Origin of the sequence: Paenibacillus sp. FSL H8-0280 (assembly GCF_045040665.1) — a bacterium.
Classification (GTDB): Bacteria; Bacillota; Bacilli; order Paenibacillales; family Paenibacillaceae; genus Paenibacillus; species Paenibacillus xylanexedens_A.
In genome coordinates this window covers 5,763,369-5,783,939 of sequence record NZ_CP150296.1, presented here as the reverse complement: position 1 = coordinate 5,783,939, position 20,571 = coordinate 5,763,369, and the positions used below count along the sequence as shown (strand labels likewise).

The 20,571-nt window shown below is 44.3% G+C and carries 15 protein-coding genes; 13 read left to right on the top strand and 2 right to left on the bottom strand.

Annotated features, from left to right (window positions below; translation table 11 throughout):
• The first annotated feature begins 339 nt into the window (after window positions 1-339).
• The 9 genes from MHI12_RS25175 to MHI12_RS25135 all read left to right on the top strand — a co-directional run bounded on the left by MHI12_RS25175 (window position 340) and on the right by MHI12_RS25135 (window position 12,998).
• Window positions 340-1,596 carry an S-layer homology domain-containing protein gene (locus tag MHI12_RS25175; RefSeq protein ID WP_405170644.1) on the top strand — a complete coding sequence of 419 codons (1,257 nt, stop codon included), beginning with the start codon at window positions 340-342 and terminating at the stop codon, window positions 1,594-1,596.
• A gap of 260 nt (window positions 1,597-1,856) precedes the next feature.
• On the top strand, window positions 1,857-5,105 hold the full coding sequence (locus MHI12_RS25170) for a DUF5704 domain-containing protein (RefSeq protein ID WP_405173050.1): 3,249 nt from the start codon (window positions 1,857-1,859) through the stop codon (window positions 5,103-5,105).
• Between the two features lie 175 nt (window positions 5,106-5,280).
• Window positions 5,281-5,589 (top strand): hypothetical protein, encoded by a 309-nt coding sequence (locus MHI12_RS25165; RefSeq protein ID WP_340913014.1) that lies wholly within the window; start codon window positions 5,281-5,283, stop codon window positions 5,587-5,589.
• On the top strand, window positions 5,546-6,859 hold the full coding sequence (locus MHI12_RS25160) for a lipase family protein (RefSeq protein ID WP_405170643.1): 1,314 nt from the start codon (window positions 5,546-5,548) through the stop codon (window positions 6,857-6,859). Before MHI12_RS25165 ends, MHI12_RS25160 begins: the two co-directional genes overlap by 44 nt.
• A gap of 93 nt (window positions 6,860-6,952) precedes the next feature.
• Window positions 6,953-8,269: an S-layer homology domain-containing protein gene (locus MHI12_RS25155; protein WP_340913017.1), complete on the top strand. Its 1,317-nt coding sequence runs from the start codon at window positions 6,953-6,955 to the stop codon at window positions 8,267-8,269.
• Between the two features lie 65 nt (window positions 8,270-8,334).
• Window positions 8,335-11,640, top strand: a complete 3,306-nt coding sequence (locus MHI12_RS25150) for a DUF5704 domain-containing protein (RefSeq protein ID WP_405170642.1) — start codon at window positions 8,335-8,337, stop codon at window positions 11,638-11,640.
• Window positions 11,641-11,811: 171 nt separating this feature from the next.
• Window positions 11,812-12,081, top strand: a complete 270-nt coding sequence (locus tag MHI12_RS25145; RefSeq protein WP_017692361.1) for a hypothetical protein — start codon at window positions 11,812-11,814, stop codon at window positions 12,079-12,081.
• Window positions 12,082-12,113: 32 nt separating this feature from the next.
• Entirely contained in the window at window positions 12,114-12,692 is a 579-nt protein-coding gene (locus tag MHI12_RS25140) for a hypothetical protein (RefSeq protein WP_405170641.1), read from the top strand.
• Window positions 12,693-12,722: 30 nt separating this feature from the next.
• Window positions 12,723-12,998 (top strand): hypothetical protein, encoded by a 276-nt coding sequence (locus tag MHI12_RS25135; protein WP_405170640.1) that lies wholly within the window; start codon window positions 12,723-12,725, stop codon window positions 12,996-12,998.
• Window positions 12,999-13,798: 800 nt separating this feature from the next.
• Here MHI12_RS25135 and MHI12_RS25130 read toward each other — a convergent pair.
• Window positions 13,799-14,119 carry a helix-turn-helix domain-containing protein gene (locus tag MHI12_RS25130; protein ID WP_036605715.1) on the bottom strand — a complete coding sequence of 107 codons (321 nt, stop codon included), beginning with the start codon at window positions 14,117-14,119 and terminating at the stop codon, window positions 13,799-13,801.
• Between the two features lie 415 nt (window positions 14,120-14,534).
• On the opposite strand from MHI12_RS25130, the gene zwf reads away from it, so the two are divergent.
• The 4 genes from zwf (at window position 14,535) to yunB (ending at window position 19,298) form a co-directional block, all read left to right on the top strand.
• Window positions 14,535-15,989: a glucose-6-phosphate dehydrogenase gene (gene zwf / locus MHI12_RS25125; RefSeq protein WP_405170639.1), complete on the top strand. Its 1,455-nt coding sequence runs from the start codon at window positions 14,535-14,537 to the stop codon at window positions 15,987-15,989.
• A 545-nt stretch (window positions 15,990-16,534) separates the two neighbouring features.
• Window positions 16,535-17,428 carry a phosphogluconate dehydrogenase (NAD(+)-dependent, decarboxylating) gene (gene gnd, locus MHI12_RS25120; protein ID WP_017692367.1) on the top strand — a complete coding sequence of 298 codons (894 nt, stop codon included), beginning with the start codon at window positions 16,535-16,537 and terminating at the stop codon, window positions 17,426-17,428.
• An 86-nt stretch (window positions 17,429-17,514) separates the two neighbouring features.
• A complete protein-coding gene (fsa, locus tag MHI12_RS25115) occupies window positions 17,515-18,159 on the top strand; it encodes a fructose-6-phosphate aldolase (protein WP_036605718.1) in 645 nt (214 codons plus the stop codon).
• Between the two features lie 257 nt (window positions 18,160-18,416).
• Window positions 18,417-19,298, top strand: coding sequence for a sporulation protein YunB (gene yunB / locus MHI12_RS25110; protein ID WP_405170638.1), 882 nt, complete (start codon window positions 18,417-18,419; stop codon window positions 19,296-19,298).
• 178 nt (window positions 19,299-19,476) lie between these two features.
• Here the strand turns inward: yunB and MHI12_RS25105 are convergent, their stop codons facing one another.
• Window positions 19,477-20,547, bottom strand: coding sequence for a M23 family metallopeptidase (locus MHI12_RS25105; protein WP_405170637.1), 1,071 nt, complete (start codon window positions 20,545-20,547; stop codon window positions 19,477-19,479).
• Window positions 20,548-20,571: the final 24 nt, after the last annotated feature.

Below are 20,571 nucleotides of genomic sequence, written 5' to 3'. Positions count from 1 at the left end.
CTAAATCGGTGCTAGTGGAGATGAGACCCATCTATCGTATGACCGAAGTAAGATGATGAAAATTCTGTTTTGATTTTAGCGTTTATTAGAACCTACTTAGGGTTAGTAATGATTTATTTGATTCAATAGACCTATATTTTTTGAGTCTATAGTGGTAAAATATTCATATAAATGGCATTTTTGATTGGATCTTAGGTTATGGATGACCTAGGCATAGGATAACATTTTGAAACTACCGAAGGTCTTAAAGAAAAACGAATATAAACGGAATCAAACAGCAGACTTAAAAAATGTACATAAGTATGAAGAGATCAAGAGAGAAAAAATAAAAATTGGAGCGTGAAAGATTTGAAAAAAGTAACACAACTCATATTAAGCGGTGCATTGGTAATTGGAATGTTCCCTTTCACCGCAAACACCAGTCAAGCAGCCGTGACCTCATTTAAAGATGTGTCTACGAGCCATTGGGCGAAAGCATCGATCGATGCAGCGGTAGCAAAAGGTTATTTCAAAGGATATAGTGATGGTACATTTAAGCCTGGGGCGACAGTAACACGTGCGGAGTTTGCAGCATTGCTAGCCCGAGTGGCTAAAGGAACGCCGGAAACGGAGCAAGCTAATGTGTTTAAGGATTTGACGGGTCACTGGAGTCAAAAAGAAGTGGATCGGGCAGTATCTCTTGGATTTATTAACGTAAAGGATTATTCGAATGGGTTTAAGCCAGGCACGGCTTTGACACGAGAGGAAATGGCAAAGTGGATCAGTTCAGGGCTTGCAGCACAAAACGATGATTATAAGCAAGCGTTAAAGGATACAGAAAATACGTTGGTGCCTGTAGCTGAGTTCTACAAGGGTGGCTTGAAGAAAGCATTATATCCTTACGTCTCGATCGTATTAGGAACTGGGTTGATGAGTGGGTACCCCGATGGAACGTTTGGTCCAGGAAAAACAACGACACGAGCAGAGGCGGCTGTGATCTTATCCCGTTACGATCAAGTGCAAGAAAGTAAGGCCGATTCTTACAGAGATTTGAATGAAATGCGTGAGGTAGGTCTGACGGGAAGCAATCTGACCACAGCTTCACTATACGAATATTTTACGAGAGAGGATGGGACCCCAGAAAGCTTTGATCGTGTGATTGGAAAAAAAGTGAAGCTACGCAATAATCTAGGGACTATAACTGCCCATCGTATGATTGTAGCTGATGCTCAATCCAAGACAGCGATTCGAAATTTATATGGGAAATTGTTTATTGATGAAAAATATTCAAATCCTATACGGGAGCCGTATTATGAGGTGTTTATGGAAGTAACGGTGACTCCGAATGGAAATAATTTAAGGAATTTGGCCTTTGTCCAAGCGGTGGGAGATATTTTTACAACCGTTAGCAATTTCAATAGTGGAACTACTGGAAAATATGGAATAAGCAACTTGCCGGTAGAGGAGTACGTTGATTCGGGATTTTTTAAACAAGGAGTGCCTCGCACATTTTGGATGAATTTTTTATTGGATAGGTCGGCAGGTACGTCTGTCAGCCAATCTATGGTGGCATTTGTAGTTGATAAAGATACCAGCACGTTCTTTAGAATTCCATGAACCATGTAATTAAAGGATTAAAACAATGTGTACTTTTCTTTTTCTTCATTAGCCTATTACTCTTTACAATGGAAAATATAACAAATGCAGCGAATGATGACGAAGCCCAGAACTTAAAAAGAATTGTTGTGAGTCCTGATCCCGAGGATCAAAAAGAATTAAAAGAGTTTCCTTCCCCGATAAAGGCTCTTCCCGAAGGACCAACGGGTTATCAAAAAGTAGTGAGAGTCTTTGAAGGAGTCAAACAAGCTAATCCAGGGGTGTATTGGTACCAGATTGATAGTCTCAAGTGGATTGCAGAAACGTCTTTTGGAAATATTCCAGCGAACTATGTTGAGGACGGAGACAAGTATGCACCTGTGAAAACATCAGTTCGAGATCAAATTCAGATGGCAGATAATCCGGTATATGTACCAGATAAGTACATTGATCAAACTGGAGAGCAAGTGCCCTCAGATGTCTTCATTCCAAGTCCACATATTGCAAAAGTCGAGACAACGAGATCTCAAGGCAAAAATTCTCTTATTACCAAACTAGAACTGGATCCTACAAAAACAGTGGTAACCTTAACTTCGGATACAGGAAAAAAAGATTCGGATTTATATGTACAGGAATACACAAAAGAGTATGGGAAAAATCCCAGTGGAAAAATCAAGTACAGTACCTTATATTTAACGCCTTTAAATATAACATGGCGAAGTAAGTGGACGGAGCAGAAAAAAATTCGACTTACAGGTACTCAGCGACTAAAAAAAGATGAAGAAGCCAATCTCAAAGGTGAAGTGGCTACGATGAGTCATGGAGCTAAGCAATTTGGCAACTGGGTAGATATCTCCACTCGTTCGGGTGTGGAATGGAAATCAGATCAGGAAGGTATCGTTGAAGTGAACCCAAGTGGAAAGATTAAAGGCGTAAGCCCGGGAACCGCTACAATTTCTGTTCGTTGGAAAAGCGACGATTCATATAAATACGATCTTATAGCTTACTTAAAAGTCACGGTGGGTGATGGGACAGCCCCACCAGGGGGAGTCGCAGGCTGTACATATACCATTAATCCACCGAATGAGGTAGCTGCACCCGAAACTGCGTTTATGGAACCTGGTGCCCAAGGGCATATTCTGGCGGATGATCCAACGAACGGCATTCATTTTGATGCCACGCGCGGGATCCCGACTTCGGAGCATCTGTATGCCAATACGTGGGCGATGAATTATCTGTTCCAGCATACCTTTGGCAAACAGCAAGGCACGATTACCTATGATTGTACCGCGGACCTTACTTATGCCCGGACCTGGAAAGTGAAGCAGCCTAACCTGCCAGGACCGAATGGTACGTCTATCCCGCAACCCGATACCGAGGATTCGGATACGGTCGACGTGACGTACACGTTCAGCTTTGACCGAAACTATAGCTACTGGAAAATTAATAACGTCGAACTGTATTCGATCGAACAGGCGAAGATGGAGAATTATGCTCTTCCTGACGGAAGCCGGATTACACTCTGGCCCCAGGGATACACACCACCCGACCTGGAGATGGAGCATGAGGAAGACGTGGAGATTCATGTCATGCCGCAGGAAACGGGAGAAATCAGCTACGTTCCGGATGTACTGGCGAGCTCTGGTTATGCCCCACTACCGATCCCGAACGATGAAGGATTACTGAAAGGTATAGCGGAGGGCCAAACGGGCCCGCCTGATGTGAAAAATGATGCGCTGGACTTTACCTGGGAGGGTTCAACGACAAACGTCATGGATGGCAGCACCGTCGTTGAAAATGGACCGGATCCGACGCAAATCCCGGCACCAACGAAGATTGGCTCGTATAAAAATACCGGGGAGCAGGTGCTGTATGAAGATCGGTTGTTGATTCCCCGGACACTTTTGAATAAAGCGGATACGGAGTCCACAGGGGAAATCCAATATGCCCTCCATCCAACCACCTTGGGAGGTAGTGGAGGAAAAACCTTTCCAGTCGATCCGATCAACACCGTCACCGTCCATACCCCAGTCGTGAACTACTCGCTCGTTTCGGATGATCAGCCACATAACCAGAAAACGGTGCCGAACATGAACCGGTCTGCGCTCATTTTGGAGCGACCATTCACGGTTCGCATCCCGACCAGCGGACAACATCTGGATGCGGGTTCCTACCCGGGATATGGCGATCGGGATTACGCTAAATATTATCGGATCAAACAAGTCCGGTTTCCATTTGACGTGTACAGTGCTGACCGAGCGCAATTTTATCCACGAAATACGTGGATCGATATCCAAGTACCGGTACTGGATACGACCTTCTATCTGCCCGTGTGGGTAGATGAAGGAGACTACCAGGTGGAATTCCGGAATATTGCTGAAAATGCCCCGTCGCATTTCAGTACCGAGCCGGAGATCGACGCCCAGCCCGATGCCAACACAGACCTGTACTATCACGCCGCTTCGGACGAAGTATCTGTGGAGGTCATTGGGCGACTATACGACTTTGAGATTACCGATATCGCCGATTATAATTGGGAGCTGGTCTTCCGCCGTTTCAAAAATAGCCTTGCGCCGACCTGGATCAGTTACTGGACCGGCACGCAGGATATTGACGGAGATAAGCGGGGGAACAAACCTCAGTTTACCGTCCCAATTCGTCCGGGCAGTCACCCGCTGCAAGGGTACCAGAATGTGGCGGTGAAGACGGGATATCACTTCAAGTTTGACTTTAAAACAAAAGGCAACATGTTCGGCCCGCGAGATGGCATTCGTCTCACGCCAACCTTTGATTTTGTGAGTAAGGATGGAAGTACGCGTGTGCCCGTGGATCTGTATTACTCCACCAACCAACGGAACTTTATTCGCATCGGTTCGACAGAAGATCAAGTGAAACGATTTGTGATTCTGAATGATCGGCTACGTCAAGTTCCGTCCGAACAACTACGAGATACAGCGACGTACAAATACAACCGATATGGTGAAATCCATCCGGGGATGATGAGTGAACGAGCGTATCAAGAGTACTATCGAGACAAGTTCACGAAAATGAAAACTCCGGTAGGCGGATACAGCCTACTCTTGATACCAGAACAGTTGCGGACATTTATCGGTCCGAAAACGAATATTCCCACCACCGCCAGTGCAGATGTCCTGCGTGCGAATGCAGCCATTCAACAATGGTACGGGGAATACAGTCTACCTGCTGAGCCCTATGTGGTACAAGCGGGAACAAACTTGGCTGAGTATGGACGTACGCATGGCGGATTGGATGCTAAATCGCCGATCTTCCTGAAGGATGGGTATGTCGTGGTGAACTTAAACTTTGAGTCCATTCGAGAGGGAAATCTGGCAGCACCGCATCTGCAGTATATCCATGCCCCGCTGATGAATCAATGGTTGCTAGAAGGATTCCAGCGTGAGGTAGAGGATAGCTACGGAAACAGCTTTACGTTGCGGGACGGAGATGTGGTCTTTTACCATGCCGACCGCTCCAGCCGGGATGATTTCAGTGCGCAGGTACCGCATTAAAGAAAAAGCAAGTTAGTTTTAGGATTAGACCCTGATAGAAAAAATCCTTTTACAAGAGGATTTTTTCTATCTATTTACAAATAGAACAATAAAGTGAGGGATGGTTGTGTCCCGGATGATAAAGATAGTTACATTTATCATGATGATAGTTTTCATTTTAGGAGGGTGTTCAAGAGTGGATACAAAAGATAAAGATCAAGAAATTATAGATCGTTCGGAGGCCATTGCCATTCAGTATTTGAAAGAAACATATGACTTGGATGTGACAATTATAGAAAAGAAAATTTTGCCTAAAATGGCGATGAGCTGGGTTACCGTATCTGGACATGTAACAGATCATGAGAATCTTATCTTCAGTGTGTCAGTTGATTACGAGTCGAATGAAAAGGAATCTTTCAGTTTTAATACAGAATTAGAAGAGTTTTTAGTTAATAAGGGCTATGACCCATATATTAGAGATAGAGGTGGAAATAGTGGGAAATAGGGACATTAGTGATTTAACCTATAAAAAAATGTCGAGCGAAGCATACAATGATTTTAAGACTAATAAAATAGATAGTCTCCCAGGTTGGGAAATAATAGACCAAAAACATAATTCATCAGGTATGGATGCAGTGACCTTTTATAATCCTGATACAAAACAAGCGGTCGTTGCTTTCCGAGGAACGGAAGGCTCCAGTACCTTGGATAGAAAAGCTCCTGATTTAAAAGCGGATGTTCTAAATATTGGTTTTCCTGAAATTGGAGCAACGATCAATAGAGCATTTGATGATCTCCGATTTCCATTGGAAAAGGAAATTTCTAAAGGAATAGAAGACTCGTTAGGTCTATCTCAAGTTGAGAATTGGCTAGGAGATACTCAAAAAAACATCAGCAAGGGGCTGCGTTTTGAAAATCAGCTATATGAGGCTGAAGATTATGTGAAGGAGATGCAGAGCAAATATCCCGATGCAGACTTTACACTTACGGGGCATTCATTAGGCGGGGCAAATGCACAATATGCAGCGGTGTATACAGGACTGGATGCAGTCACGTTTAGTGCGCCTACCGTCGTGGCATCGTTAACACCAGAAATGCGTAGGAAAGCAGAAGAAGGTGCTTTCGATCGTCAGGTAACCAACTTCATTCATCCTGGGGATTTCATTGCAAGTGGTATGCTGGGAGGATATGAGAGGCACGTGGGTTCAACTCTCGTGATTGATAAAAATTATGACGATTTTAATGCTAGTTACGGTGCTGTGGACAAAATAAAGGATACACTGGGAGGGCCTTCATATCACGATATGAAGCATTATAGCTTCGATGACGATGGGTATATCGATAATACCTTGTATGATGAAATTACGGGAGAACGAGTGAGTTACTCTCCGCGGAAACCTTCGGATCATAACATCCTGGATCATGCACGTGAAGCATGGGATACCCTATCCAAAGGTTTTAAGTCGGTGGTTAACGTTGTAGGTGGGTACTCGGCAGGAACCATTGAGTTAACGCCAGAGGAACTGAAGGAGATTGCAGGGAAATGGAGTCGCCAAGCACAGGATATGAGCCGTACCTTTGAGCGAATCCAACGGAACTTTTTTGAGTACACCGAGAGCAGTCATAGTCAGCGGCTTGTGCCGATTGTATGGGATCTTCAGATGAGTATTAAGCAGTTAGATGAATGGCATCTGGAACATACATCGGATCTTGTAGATTATATCCAGAACAAGGCCGATTTGTTTATCCAGGCCGATAGTGGTGTGGGAGCTTAGTAGCTTTAAAGTTTGATCACTATACACATATAAACAGCAAGAATTTACATAACAAAGAAATTAACTATTCTTATTGAAATGAGGCCAACACAGATGAAAAAGAAAGTAATCGTCATGAGTACGATAATAGCTCTTTTAGCAGCGACAGTTCAGGTTCATGCGGAAACATCAATTTCCTTGGATGGTAGTTTAAATAGCAAGCCAATGAATTCAAATACAGATCGTGACGCGGGACAAAAAAAATCATTCAAGGATATTCAAGGGCATTGGGCAGTATCCAGTATTCAGGCAGCGGTGGATAAAGGGATTGTTAGTGGTTATCCCAATGGCATGTTTTATCCAGAAAATAAAGTAACGCGTGCAGAGTTTCTAAAGCTCATAGTTAGTTCACTGGGCCATGAGGCAGAGCCTACAAAGACCAATATGCAGTGGTATGATCCATATGTCACATCTGCCAAAGTCAATAAATTGTATGTTGAATCCGATTTTCCATCCTCAGATTGGTCTAAACCCATGACGCGCATGGAAATGGTACACGTGGCGGCACGGGCCATTGGGAAGATTGGTACAGATGATTATGATTTTCTATATCTTGCTGTAAAAAATGGGTTACTTTCGGGTACGGGAAACGGAAAGCTTGATCCCGAGGGTACAACCACTCGTGCTCAAGCGTTAACTGTTGTAGACCGAATTGGTAAAGTGCGAAGTGGACAGACACTGAAAGTAGATACAGTAGCTTTAAAGAATGCAGAAAAAGCGAAGAATGCGGAGCGGGATCCGTGGGGGCGGCTTATTCGAACCACCAATTTGCCTAAAAATGCAAAAGATTTCCCTTATATTTTGGAAGAGTATCCGAATGAGATGTATGAGATGAAACCCAATATTATTGTAGATACGACTTCTGCCCAACTAGCCAAGATGGATAGAAACTTTAACAATAAGGCTCTAATGGATCAATGGAAACAAACAACGGAGAATTACTATAACTTGATGCTTAACGTAGACTACAGAACAATTGATGAAGAATGGGCCAATACATTATTTACATATCACAATCAGGCTTTCAGGGTGGTACTTGCGGATATGAGACGATATGTGAAGTGGGTTAAGGAAAACAAAATCATCATGACAGGGTCTTTGGTAGCAGAACCTTCTATGGTGACTGATGCGGATAAGTTAGCTGGTTATTTTATTCGAACTAGGTTTAGTTTTGAGATCAAATCTTACATTAAATACGAAAACATCATATTTGATGAACGTTTCATAGATGCTGATACCTTTAAAAAAGGAAAAAAATATGCAGGATATGCAGATATTCCGTTATCTACGAATTCAAATACGTATGATTTGAAGGTCAGTGGCATGGCTACACTATTTAGTGACAACTCTATAGTACGTGAAGTGAAATGAAGAAGCTTCTCAAGAGATTCGTCTTATGTTTTTTGATGGTTTCATTAATAATAGAATTACTGGTTGTGTTCAGTATCAAACCTGCAGCATATGCTGCAGATGATATTCAATTTGAGCCGTCAGGTTCAATTAAATTTAGTACAACCTCAACAGGAGCAACCACATCCATTCGGTATAAAACGGTCGGATTCACAATAGCTCGTAATGCAAGATGCACCTCAACCAATTGTGCCCCTCAACAAGGGGGGCCGCATGGTGTAGTCAGAATTACTCAGGTAGGAGAAGTACATAACACCAATGGAACGGTTACTACATATTTCAATATTCCTGTTAATCAAGTGAATGATGCTTTAGAAGCTGCTGGACTCGAGAAGATAACCAATGGTGGACAGATTTGGTTAAGCTCTATATTTCATGTTATTAACGGATCTAGACCTAATACGGATTTCGTGACTCTTCAGAGTATAAAGAATGCTGAAAGTTGGGCTGACCCAAGTAAGTTCAGACAGTACTATGATATTCCTGTAAAAGTGAATGGATACTATCCAGTTACCAAGATATATCGAACTAGTGAAGGCATAGAGATGTATTCTGCAAAAGTAGAGAGCGACATTGAAGATGTAGATAAAAATTGGCCAGTAGGTAAACCAGTAGATACAGTAATGTTAGATAAAACTTATCCGTTTCAAGGTGATACCTATAAGCTAGTGAAGTCGTATGTTCAGTCTAAACGGAAGTTAAATGAGCAGAATTTTGTACAAACGGGTGATCCAGAGAGAAATGCAAAGTTATCAGAAAGAAATTTTACGAATTATCTTGGAGGTACGAATGTAGTAGGTGTATATCGTAAAGTAACGACAGTTATTCCTGATGATCCTATCCCGGACGGGAAGGCAGCCTGCAAACCTAACATTAATCCACCGAACGAGATAGCTTCACCGCAAGTAGAATATATGGATCCGGGTGCTCAAGGGCATATTCTGGCGGATGACCCAACTAACGACATACATTTTGATGCTACGCTGGGGATACCAACCTCGGAGCATCTGTATGCCAACACCTGGGCGATGAACTATTTGTTCCAGCATACCTTTGGCAAACAGAAAGGTACCATTACCTATGATTGTACCGCCGATATTACCTATGCCCGCACTTGGAAGGTTAAACAACCAGCCCTACCGGGACCTAATGGCACAACGATTCCGCAACCAGATACTCAAGGTTCCGATGAATATCCACACCAGTACAAGTTCAGCTTTGAGAGGAATTACAGCTACTGGAAGATCAATAACGTTGAACTGTATTCCATTGAGCAAGCCGAAATGGAGAATTATGCTCTCCCTGATGGTGGTCGGATCACGCTCTGGCCTCAGGAGTATACAGCGCCCGACCTGGAGATGGAGCATGATGAGGAGGTGGAGATTCATGTGATACCGCAGGAAACGGGGGAGATTAGCTTCGTTCCCGACGTGGTGGCAGGCGATGGATATGAGCCGCCTGAAGTACCGGATGATACAGAACTGCTTAAAGGCATAGCTGAGGGTCAAACGGGCCCGCCTGATGTGAAGAACGATGCACTTGACTTTACGTGGGAAGGTTCAACCACGAAGGTAATGGATGGCAGCACTGTCGTTGAAAACGGACCGGATCCGGCGCAAATCCCAGCACCGACCAAGATCGGTTCGTATAAAAACACCGGAGAGCAGGTGCTGTACGCAGATCAGCTGTTAATCCCCCAGGACCGCTTGAACAGGGCGAATACAGAGTCGACGGGGGAGATTGAGTATGCGCTTCATCCTACAACCTTGGGAGGCAGCCAAGGAATGACTTTTCCGATCAATTCCATTAACATGGTCACCGTCCATACCCCGGTTGTGAACTACTCGCTTGTCTCGGATGATCAGCCACATAACCAGAAAACGGTGCCGAACATGAGTCGGTCTGCGCTCATTTTGGAGCGACCGTTCACAGTTCGCATCCCGACCAGCGGACAACATCTGGATGCGGGATCCTACCCGGGATATGGCGATCGGGATTACGCTAAATATTATCGGATCAAACAAGTGCGGTTTCCTTTTGACGTGTACAGTGCCGACCGAACGCAATTTTATCCACGAAATACGTGGATTGATGTTCAGGTCCCGGTACTGGATACGACCTTCTATCTGCCGGTGTGGGTGGATGAAGGAGACTACCAAGTGGAATTCCGGAATATCGCTGAAAATGCCCCGTCGAATTTTAGCACCCAGCCGAAGATCGACGCCCAGCCCGATGCCAACACAGACCTGTACTATCACGCCGCTTCGGACGAAGTATCTGTGGAGGTCATTGGGCGACTATACGACTTTGAGATTACCGATATCGCCGATTATAATTGGGAGCTGGTCTTCCGCCGTTTCAAAAATAGCCTTGCGCCGACCTGGATCAGTTACTGGACCGGCACGCAGGATATTGACGGAGATAAGCGGGGGAACAAACCTCAGTTTACCGTCCCAATTCGTCCGGGCAGTCACCCGCTGCAAGGGTACCAGAATGTGGCGGTGAAGACGGGATATCACTTCAAGTTTGACTTTAAAACAAAAGGCAACATGTTCGGCCCGCGAGATGGCATTCGTCTCACGCCAACCTTTGATTTTGTGAGTAAGGATGGAAGTACGCGTGTGCCCGTGGATCTGTATTACTCCACCAACCAACGGAACTTTATTCGCATCGGTTCGACAGAAGATCAAGTGAAACGATTTGTGATTCTGAATGATCGGCTACGTCAAGTTCCGTCCGAACAACTACGAGATACAGCGACGTACAAATACAACCGATATGGTGAAATCCATCCGGGGATGATGAGTGAACGAGCGTATCAAGAGTACTATCGAGACAAGTTCACGAAAATGAAAACTCCGGTAGGCGGATACAGCCTACTCTTGATACCAGAACAGTTGCGGACATTTATCGGTCCGAAAACGAATATTCCCACCACCGCCAGTGCAGATGTCCTGCGTGCGAATGCAGCCATTCAACAATGGTACGGGGAATACAGTCTACCTGCTGAGCCCTATGTGGTACAAGCGGGAACAAACTTGGCTGAGTATGGACGTACGCATGGCGGATTGGATGCTAAATCGCCGATCTTCCTGAAGGATGGGTATGTCGTGGTGAACTTAAACTTTGAGTCCATTCGAGAGGGAAATCTGGCAGCACCGCATCTGCAGTATATCCATGCCCCGCTGATGAATCAATGGTTGCTAGAAGGATTCCAGCGTGAGGTAGAGGATAGCTACGGAAACAGCTTTACGTTGCGGGACGGAGATGTGGTCTTTTACCATGCAGATCGCTCCAGCCGGGATGATTTCAGTGCGCAGGTACCGCATTAAGAAATAAATGTAAGTATTACAATCAGTTACTGGATAGAAGAAATCCTTTTACTAGAGGATTTCTTCTGTTTTACACCTATATCGATAAAGTGAGGGATGGCTGTGTCCCGGATAATAAAGATAATTACATTTACCATAATGATCGTTGGAGTAATAGGAGGATGTTCTGGAGTGGACAAAAAGGATCAAGAAATTATAGAGCGTTCGGAGACCATTGCCATTGATTATCTAAAAGAAACTTATGATTTAGACGTGACCATCACAAGGAGGCAAATGCAGCCTAAGATGGCAATGTCACGTGTATCAATATATGGTTATATAACGGGAAACGAAGATCAAACGTTCATAATATCGATTAATTATGAAACTGGTTTGAAAGAGATGTTTGCGTATAGTCCTGAATTTAAGAAAGCATTATTAGTAAAAGGATATAATCTTTGATATTACAGTTAAATGTGAGGTAGGGAGATTAAATGAGTAAGGATGATCTAAACAATAGAAATATAACCGATCAGGTTTATCAACGAATGTCCGATGCAGCTTATAACGATTTTGAGAAAGGAATTGAAATTGAAGGTTTAACGGGCTGGGAAGTACTCGACCAAAAACACAATTCATCTGGCATGGATGCAGTGACCTTTTATAATCCTGATACAAAACAAGCGGTCGTTGCTTTCCGAGGAACGGAAGGCTCCAGTACCTTGGATAGAAAAGCTCCTGATTTAAAAGCGGATGTTCTAAATATAGGTTTTCCTGAAATTGGAGCAACGATCAATAGAGCATTTGACGATCTCCGATTTCCATTGGAAAAGGAAATTTCTAAAGGAATAGAAGACTCGTTAGGTCTATCTCAAGTTGAGCGAATCCAACGGAACTTTTTTGAGTACACCGAGAGCAGTCATAGTCAGCGGCTTGTGCCGATTGTATGGGATCTTCAGATGAGTATTAAGCAGTTAGATGAATGGCATCTGGAACATACCACTGATCTTGTAGATTATATTCAGAACAAGGCGGATCTATTTATCCAGGCCGATAGTGGAACAGTAGCTTAACGAACATGGGTAGAAAGGCAGGAAAATGTAATGAGTGGAAGCAGTATAGCCATGGACTTGGATCAGTTATTACAGGCAGAACAAGAGTTGGATCTTATCCTTAACGAATTGAGAGAAAACGAGAGAGAAGCACGTGTATTGTATGGGAAGTTGAACACCTGGAAGGGACAATCAGCCGATAAACTTAGAATCAAGGTGGAAGTATTCTTCTATCAGCTGGATACTCGGACACAGTTACTCCTCAAACAAAAACAAGAAATGTTAGATGCGATCAAGAGAATAAAGGATGCTGATGGAAGCTATTAAAAGTATATTGAGATTTTTATTTTTACATAAAAATTTGTTTTAATCTTGAAATAATGATCTAATCCAAAAAAAAAAGTCATTGTTATGAGTATCTAAAGATGCCACCTCACGTAATAGTGAGGTGGCATCTTTTTGCTACGTTTGTTGCGTCTACAACTCCAAAAATCAATTAACCCGGAACCTTCATCCGATTATCTTCGAGAACGCTTCCAGATAATAATCCCTTTGACGATAATCAACAGAAAGAGGGAGTAGATGAAACGCTTTCGCAGCTAGCGGATTCACGTCATCTGAGACCTCGGAGAAGATGATACAGTGGATTGAAGAGCATTTCAAATATGAGATCAGATTGGACCAGATGGCGGCAGATGTTCACTTAACCAAATCGAATGCTTCCTGCGTTTTCATCAAGAGACAGGTAGCAGCGTTACGGAACACGTCAAAGCTCGAAGGTTGGGCAGGACTTCTTACTCCTTGAGATAACAACACTTGCGGTGAAGGAGATTGGCAAACGCACTGGATCTCCAAACGGATGTATTTCATCCAGTTATTTCGCAAATCTGCCGGGACGAGCCCGATGTATTTATCGGCAACAATTTGAACGGTGCAGCAAGCATTATTTTAGTTTGCAAAATAATAGCGTTATTACGTCTCTATATACACAATTAGTATTTACCGTTTGAATTAAAAAAATCCCGGATGCGGATTGCACTAGCCAGTTGCTAAATGCGATACTCCACCTCCGGGATTGCACATCGGTAACCTTCATGCTAAATAAACCTTTAGGATTTCTCAAGTTGTTACAGCCACTTATCAGCCCAGCGTTCCACGGCGCTTAGCGCTCTCCCCAGTTCCGTTCCTTTTCGTGACAACATATATTCAGTTCGAACTGGACGTTCCGTGACCACATGGCGAACCACAAGTCCTTCTTCCTCCAATTCCTTCATTCGCTCATTTAACACACGTTTGCTCAAGTCAGGGATATAAGCGTGAATCTCACTGAAGCGTTTGGGCTCCTCCATCAACGCATGGATAATGAGGGCTACCCATTTTCGGCCAATGATCTGATAAGATTGTTCCACTTTTGTGCATATTTGCTTGGCATTCTCATCATCGCTCATGATTGTACTCCTTTGATTTAGTATTGCTTGTAATATCATTAGTATACTTATTGTAACCTACTTGTCCACAGGCCATATGTGTAAAATGTCACATACCAATTGTTCTTAATGTTACCACATAAAGCGTTATCATCAAATAAATACCCTATAAACACTGGAGTTCACAGGTTCGACACGATTGTTGACGAATTGTGATGACAGGTGTAATATGGGTAACGTTAATTTAAATGGTTACAATTTATAACCTAAACACAGGTTGTGGAGAGAAGGTATGTTCCATGGTTGAATTCAGGTGCGTTATATAAACGGAGGCAAGGCGGGGACCATACCCACTTATTCCGTCTTTTGTCATGCTTGGATTTGAACATTTTGCAACATCATATACTATACTGCACAGATCACAGGAGGCACTCCAATGGATGCAATGACATTTGTCCTGTTCGGGGCAACAGGCGATTTAGCCAAACGCAAGATTTATCCTGCATTATATAACTTGTACATGGATCAGAAAATGCCGAAATCCTTCTCCGTTATTGGTTTGGGACGACGTGAGTTGTCAGATACGGACTTCCAGGCGAATGTTGAAAAGTCACTGCATGAATTCTCACGTCAGACGCCGGAAGAAGCATCTCAAGTTCGTGATTTCATTGGAGCTTTCCGTTATTGTTCTTTAAATAATACGAAGCTTGAAGATTACACCAAACTGTTGGAGTTGGTTCAACAGCGTGAACAAGAGCTTAACATTCCCGAAAACCGCATGTTCTACATGTCGGTGGCACCGGAATTCTTTGAGCCAATCGCATTAAACATTCAAGAAAGTGGCCTGGGTAACACCAAAGGCTGGAAAAAACTGATTATCGAAAAACCATTTGGACACGACCTGCAATCGGCTCGTGATCTGAACGAAAAACTGAGCAATACCTTTGCAGAAGAAGAGATCTATCGCATTGACCATTTCCTCGGAAAACCGATGGTTCAAAATATTGAGACGCTCACCTATGCAAATCCGGTGATTCAGGCGTTGTGGTCTAACCGTTATATTGCCAATGTACAGATTACGGCAAGCGAGACGGTGGGTGTTGAAGAACGTGCCGCGTATTACGACCAAAGTGGTGCCCTTCGTGACATGTTCCAAAACCATATGCTTCAGTTGCTGATGATGATTGGTTTGCATTTGCCAAAACGCTGCACACCGGAAGAAATTCAATTCAAAAAGCAAAAAATTGCTGAAGCACTTCGTCCGTTGACAAAAGAAAATATTGCTTCTGAAGTTGTTCGTGCGCAATATGCAGCAGGTGACCTGCAAGGGACTTCGGTTGTTGGATATTTGGACGAGCCTGGCATCCCAGCCGGATCTCAGAACGAGACCTATGTTGCCGCAAGACTTTGGATCGATGATCCATTCTGGAGTGAGGTTCCATTTTATATCCGTACAGGTAAACGCCTGGCTGAGAAATCCACCAGAATCGTTGTTGAATTCAAGTCTCCACTCAAAACGGGGCATGAATCCGAGAATACAACGGAACCTAACCTGCTTACGATTGAAATTGGTCCGGGAGAAAGTATTTCCCTTCAATTAAATGCGAAAAATCCATTGAACCATGGTGAAGTGGAACCAATGCATATGACCTTCAACTCAGGTAAACGTAACATCCCTGAAGCCTACGAGAATCTGATCTTTGATGCGATGCGTGGAGATTCCACCTTCTTCGCTCACTGGAACGAAGTGGAGCTGGCATGGCAATGGGTGCAACCGATTCAGGAAGCATTCGAAGCTGGCAACGTGCCACTGGATACGTACAGTGCAGGTTCGCATGGACCAGAGTCAGCAGATCGCCTGACAGCAGCAGACGGCTACCGTTGGTGGTAAGTGAAACGAAAGAGTGGGCATAAAAGAACAAAACAGTAAAAACAACAGTACGATCCGTTCTGCTCACAAATAATCATTTGCACAAATCCAAACAAACCTTTCCAAGTCAACAGGATATAAAACGAAATGTTTTATTCCCATAGAGCTGCTAGTACTCTTAAGCGAGTTTGGATTGATGCAAAATACTGATATATACAGTAACTATTACGAATCATACCGTTCCAATTTTGCATAAGTCCTTCCGGTTATGTTTGCCGGAAGGCCGTGAAAATTTTTGAATATAGATTAGTGGTTCAGTTTTGAAAATCGGTTGGCTTGAACGCTGAGAATGTAGTGTAGGGGACGAAATCGATTCTGTAGAAGCAAAGCGTTCGCCTTTATCCCCGGATTTTCTCCTATATAGGAGATTCAAAAAATCTGGGGATAACAGCGATCAAAAGAACGATTCGTGACCGGAACGGATACTTCGCCAAACGTTAAGCACTTATTTTTAATTTTGAACGCAAATGAAATTTAAACATTGTTCATAACAGGAGGATTTTGAAATGAAACTTGGACTTGTCGGATTAGGAAAAATGGGATTGAACCTGGGTAGAAACCTGATTGATCACAAACACGAAGTGGTTGCTTTTGACCTGAATGCTGAAGCAGTAAATGAAATGAAAGAATACGGAGCTGAAGGCGTATCTTCTTACGCAGAGATGGTGGCTTCGCTCGAATCCCCACGTGTATTGTGGATCATGGTTCCTCACAACGTGGTAGACGCTGTATTGGCTGAAGTTAGCCCACTCCTCTCCAAAGGCGACATCATTATTGAAGCAGGTAACTCTCACTACAAAGAATCCATCCGCCGTTACGAAGAGATGAAACCTAAAGGCATTCACTACATGGATGCAGGTACATCAGGCGGTATGGAAGGTGCACGTAATGGAGCATGTTATATGATCGGTGGAGACCCGGAAGCTTGGGCAATCGTTGAACCGGCATTTAAAGATACTTCCGTTGAGAACGGCTACCTGTATGCAGGTAAAGCGGGCAGCGGTCACTTCCTCAAAATGGTTCACAATGGTATCGAGTACGGTATGATGGCATCCATCGGTGAAGGTTTTGACGTATTGGAGAAAAGTGGATTTGACTTCGACTTCGAACAAGTGGCTCGCGTATGGAACAACGGTTCCGTTATCCGCTCTTGGTTGATGGAGTTGACAGAACGTGCCTTCTCCAAAGATGCAAACCTCGATGAGATTAAAGGCGTAATGCACTCTTCCGGTGAAGGACGTTGGACGGTAGAAACGGCATTTGACCTTCAAACCGCTACTCCGGTTATCGCGTTATCCTTGCTGATGCGTTACCGTTCCCTGGAAACAGATACATTCACAGGTAAAGTGGTAGCAGCATTGCGTAATGAATTTGGCGGTCACGCTGTAGAGAAAAATTAATTTTATATATAACTGTTAACATATGATGAGAATCGGGTAATGACTTATATCGTGTTTACGAATTCATCAAGTGGAGGTAACATATCATGAAATTTTTCTTGGATACAGGGAATGTGGAAGAAATCAAACGGATCGAACGTCTGGGTCTGGTGGATGGAGTCACGACTAACCCGTCTTTGATCGCCAAAGAAGGTCGCGTATTTAAAGAAGTCATTCAGGAGATTTGTGGCGTTGTTAAAGGCCCGGTCAGTGCTGAAGTCATCGGTCTCAAAGCCGAGGATATGTTGAAGGAAGCTTATGAAATTGCAGAATGGGCACCGAATGTAGTCATTAAATTGCCGATGACCGAAGATGGGTTGTACGCTTGTCATGAGTTAACGCAAAAAGGGATCAAAACCAATGTTACGCTGATTTTCTCCGCAGCACAGGGCCTGATGGCGGCGAAAGCCGGTGCAACCTACATCAGTCCATTCGTTGGTCGCTTGGATGATATTGCGGTGGATGGTATGAAATTGATTCGTGATCTGCGTCTTATTCTGGACATGTATGATCTGCCTTCCGAGATTATCGCAGCAAGCATTCGCAATATCAAACATGTAGAGGATGCAGCCCTTTCCGGTGCGCATATTGCCACCATTCCGGGTTCGCTTCTGCCGACACTTTGGAAACACCCACTGACGGACAGCGGGATTGAACGTTTCCTGAAAGACTGGGAATCTGTTCCGAAATAAAAGGATAGACATGGCCTGAATTGGTCTGAACATAAAGCCTTTCGCCTTGCAGAGTAATCTGCGGGTGAAAGGTTTTTTTATCTCTGTTTATTGTAGTTTCCGATTTCCGGTTAGGTTAGCCAAAGAGGAGTACTTGTCCCTTTCATGTTGTTGTTACTTTCTGTCCAGTGTCCACGTACTGTCCTTCTTTTTCGGGACAACGGTGCATAAGGTTAACATATAGCCTATAGCTCATCCCGCAGGGGAGGGACACTTCGATGATGAGAAGAAGATGGCGAAGCCGGAGACGCCGTAAGCCGCCAAGTGGCAAACGCAAAATGTGGTTGATCATTTTATTGGTCACCGCGTTTTGTTTGATGCAGGGCTTTGCTTATGTGGATAAAAAGATGAAGCCCCCCATCATGCACTTGGCCAAGATCAGAGTGAAGCAGATTGCAACCGAAGCGATCAACAAGGCGATTACAGCACAGGTTGCAGATGGCAAAACCAACGAAGGACTGATTGACTGGAAGACGGATACCGCCGGGAAAGTGTCCGGTTTCATGCTGAACTACAATGAGCATATGCGAATCACTGCAAGTACGATGAATATTGTGCAATCCACGCTGCAGAATGTACACATGTTAAAAGAAAAAATCCCACTGGGGCAGGCGCTGGGCAGTCCGGTGTTGGCTTCATTTGGCCCGAGTATACCGGTTCGTATTGAGCCCCAAGGCGCTGTCAAAGTGGATCTGAACACCCGTCAGCAGAATGCGGGTATTAACATGATTTTGGTGGAAGTGTACATTCACATCATTGCTGAGGTCGCGGTCGTGGTGCCCTTCGACATGGAACCCGAAACGGTTGATACGGAAATCCCGATTTCCTACCTTTTGGTTGTCGGGGATGTGCCAATGTATTATTACGATAATCAGGGCAAGCCAGTGGGCAGTAACGGTAGTAATGCCCCAGCTATTGCGCTGCCATCAGGTCATACGGGTGTATCAAGCGGTAATGGAGTAACTACGAATCCCCCTAGCCAGAACCAGCAACAGACGCCGTCAGACCGTTTGCAAGGGAATGAACTTGAAGAAATTGAACCGGATGATCTGCCTGATGTGAATGGGGGATTACAGCTCAATAAGGACGCGCACCCATGATACACACAAATTTGAATTACTAAGCAAAGAAAGGGGCCTCTATTAAAGAGGTCCCTTTTTCGAATGCTTATCGTACTCTCAGCCGAAGAGAATCGACTTAATTCCGGCAGTTTACAGGTTTGGATCAAGACATGAGGTGTACTACGAATTCCTTCCGAATACCGAGCATATCCTCGTCTCACTTGCTTTTCTTGTTCTTTTGTTTGCGTTCATCCTGTTCCCAATGTTTCAGCAGTGGATAAGGATCGAACGACCATTCGTGCAGTCCGCTGTCCCGGTAGATCCCATAGTGCAGATGTGGAGGGAATTTGCCCTGCGTGCCCGGTTTTCCGTAACCCGAACTGCCAACCCAACCCACAACCTGACCGGGGATAACAACTTCACCAATGCGTGCGCTCTTGTCAAAACCCGAGAGGTGGGCGTAATAGTGATAATGGTTATTCAAATCCCGAATTCCGATGCGCCAGCCGCCAAACGGGTTCCAGCCTTTGATTTCCACGACCCCGTAACAGGTACTGCGCACAGGTAGGCCATGCGGAGCGAAGATATCCGTTCCCTCATGAATGCGATAACCGCCCCAGCTTCTTTTTGTCCCCCAGGTACTACGATAGGAGTAGTTGGTTCCGAGCGGGACCGGAAAGGCGTGTCCGAATAGATCCAGATTGTCAAAATGCTCATATAACTTCGCGAATTGCTGTATCCGTTGCACGGCACGGGAGTTGTGATAATATTCCCACAAGGCAATGTTGAAGTCCTCTTGTTTGTTCCCGTAACCTTGAATAACAGAAGCCATGCTGTACAACACATCCTGATCATTGTTGGCATCCGCTATACCGTCTCCTGAACCATCACGTCCATATCCTTTGAAAAAAAGAATGGATTCCGGATGTTGATCCGTCTCATCGGGATTTAGCCATCCTCTCCAGGCCGGAGGGGTCATGAAGATACCCGTAAGCCGCTCCGGATGCTTGCGATCCTTTGGATGTGCACGAGTAATCGTTCGTTCATACTGATCAATAGCAGCAAGCCTGTACCAGGGAATCTGGGTCATCTGACCGATGGTTTCATATAAATGGCGACGTGCAGCGAAAATTTCTGCGGGTTTTAACTCGGTAGCCTGTGGTTTGGGAGCGGCCTGGGCGGGTTCACTATAAACTTCAACAGGCAAGAATGGGAGAAGCAGCGTACCTGCAAGTAAAGTTTTGATCCAAAAGCGGTACGTGTGCCTGAAGGTCAAGCGTTGTTGCACTGGGAAGCAGCCCCTTTCCATTAG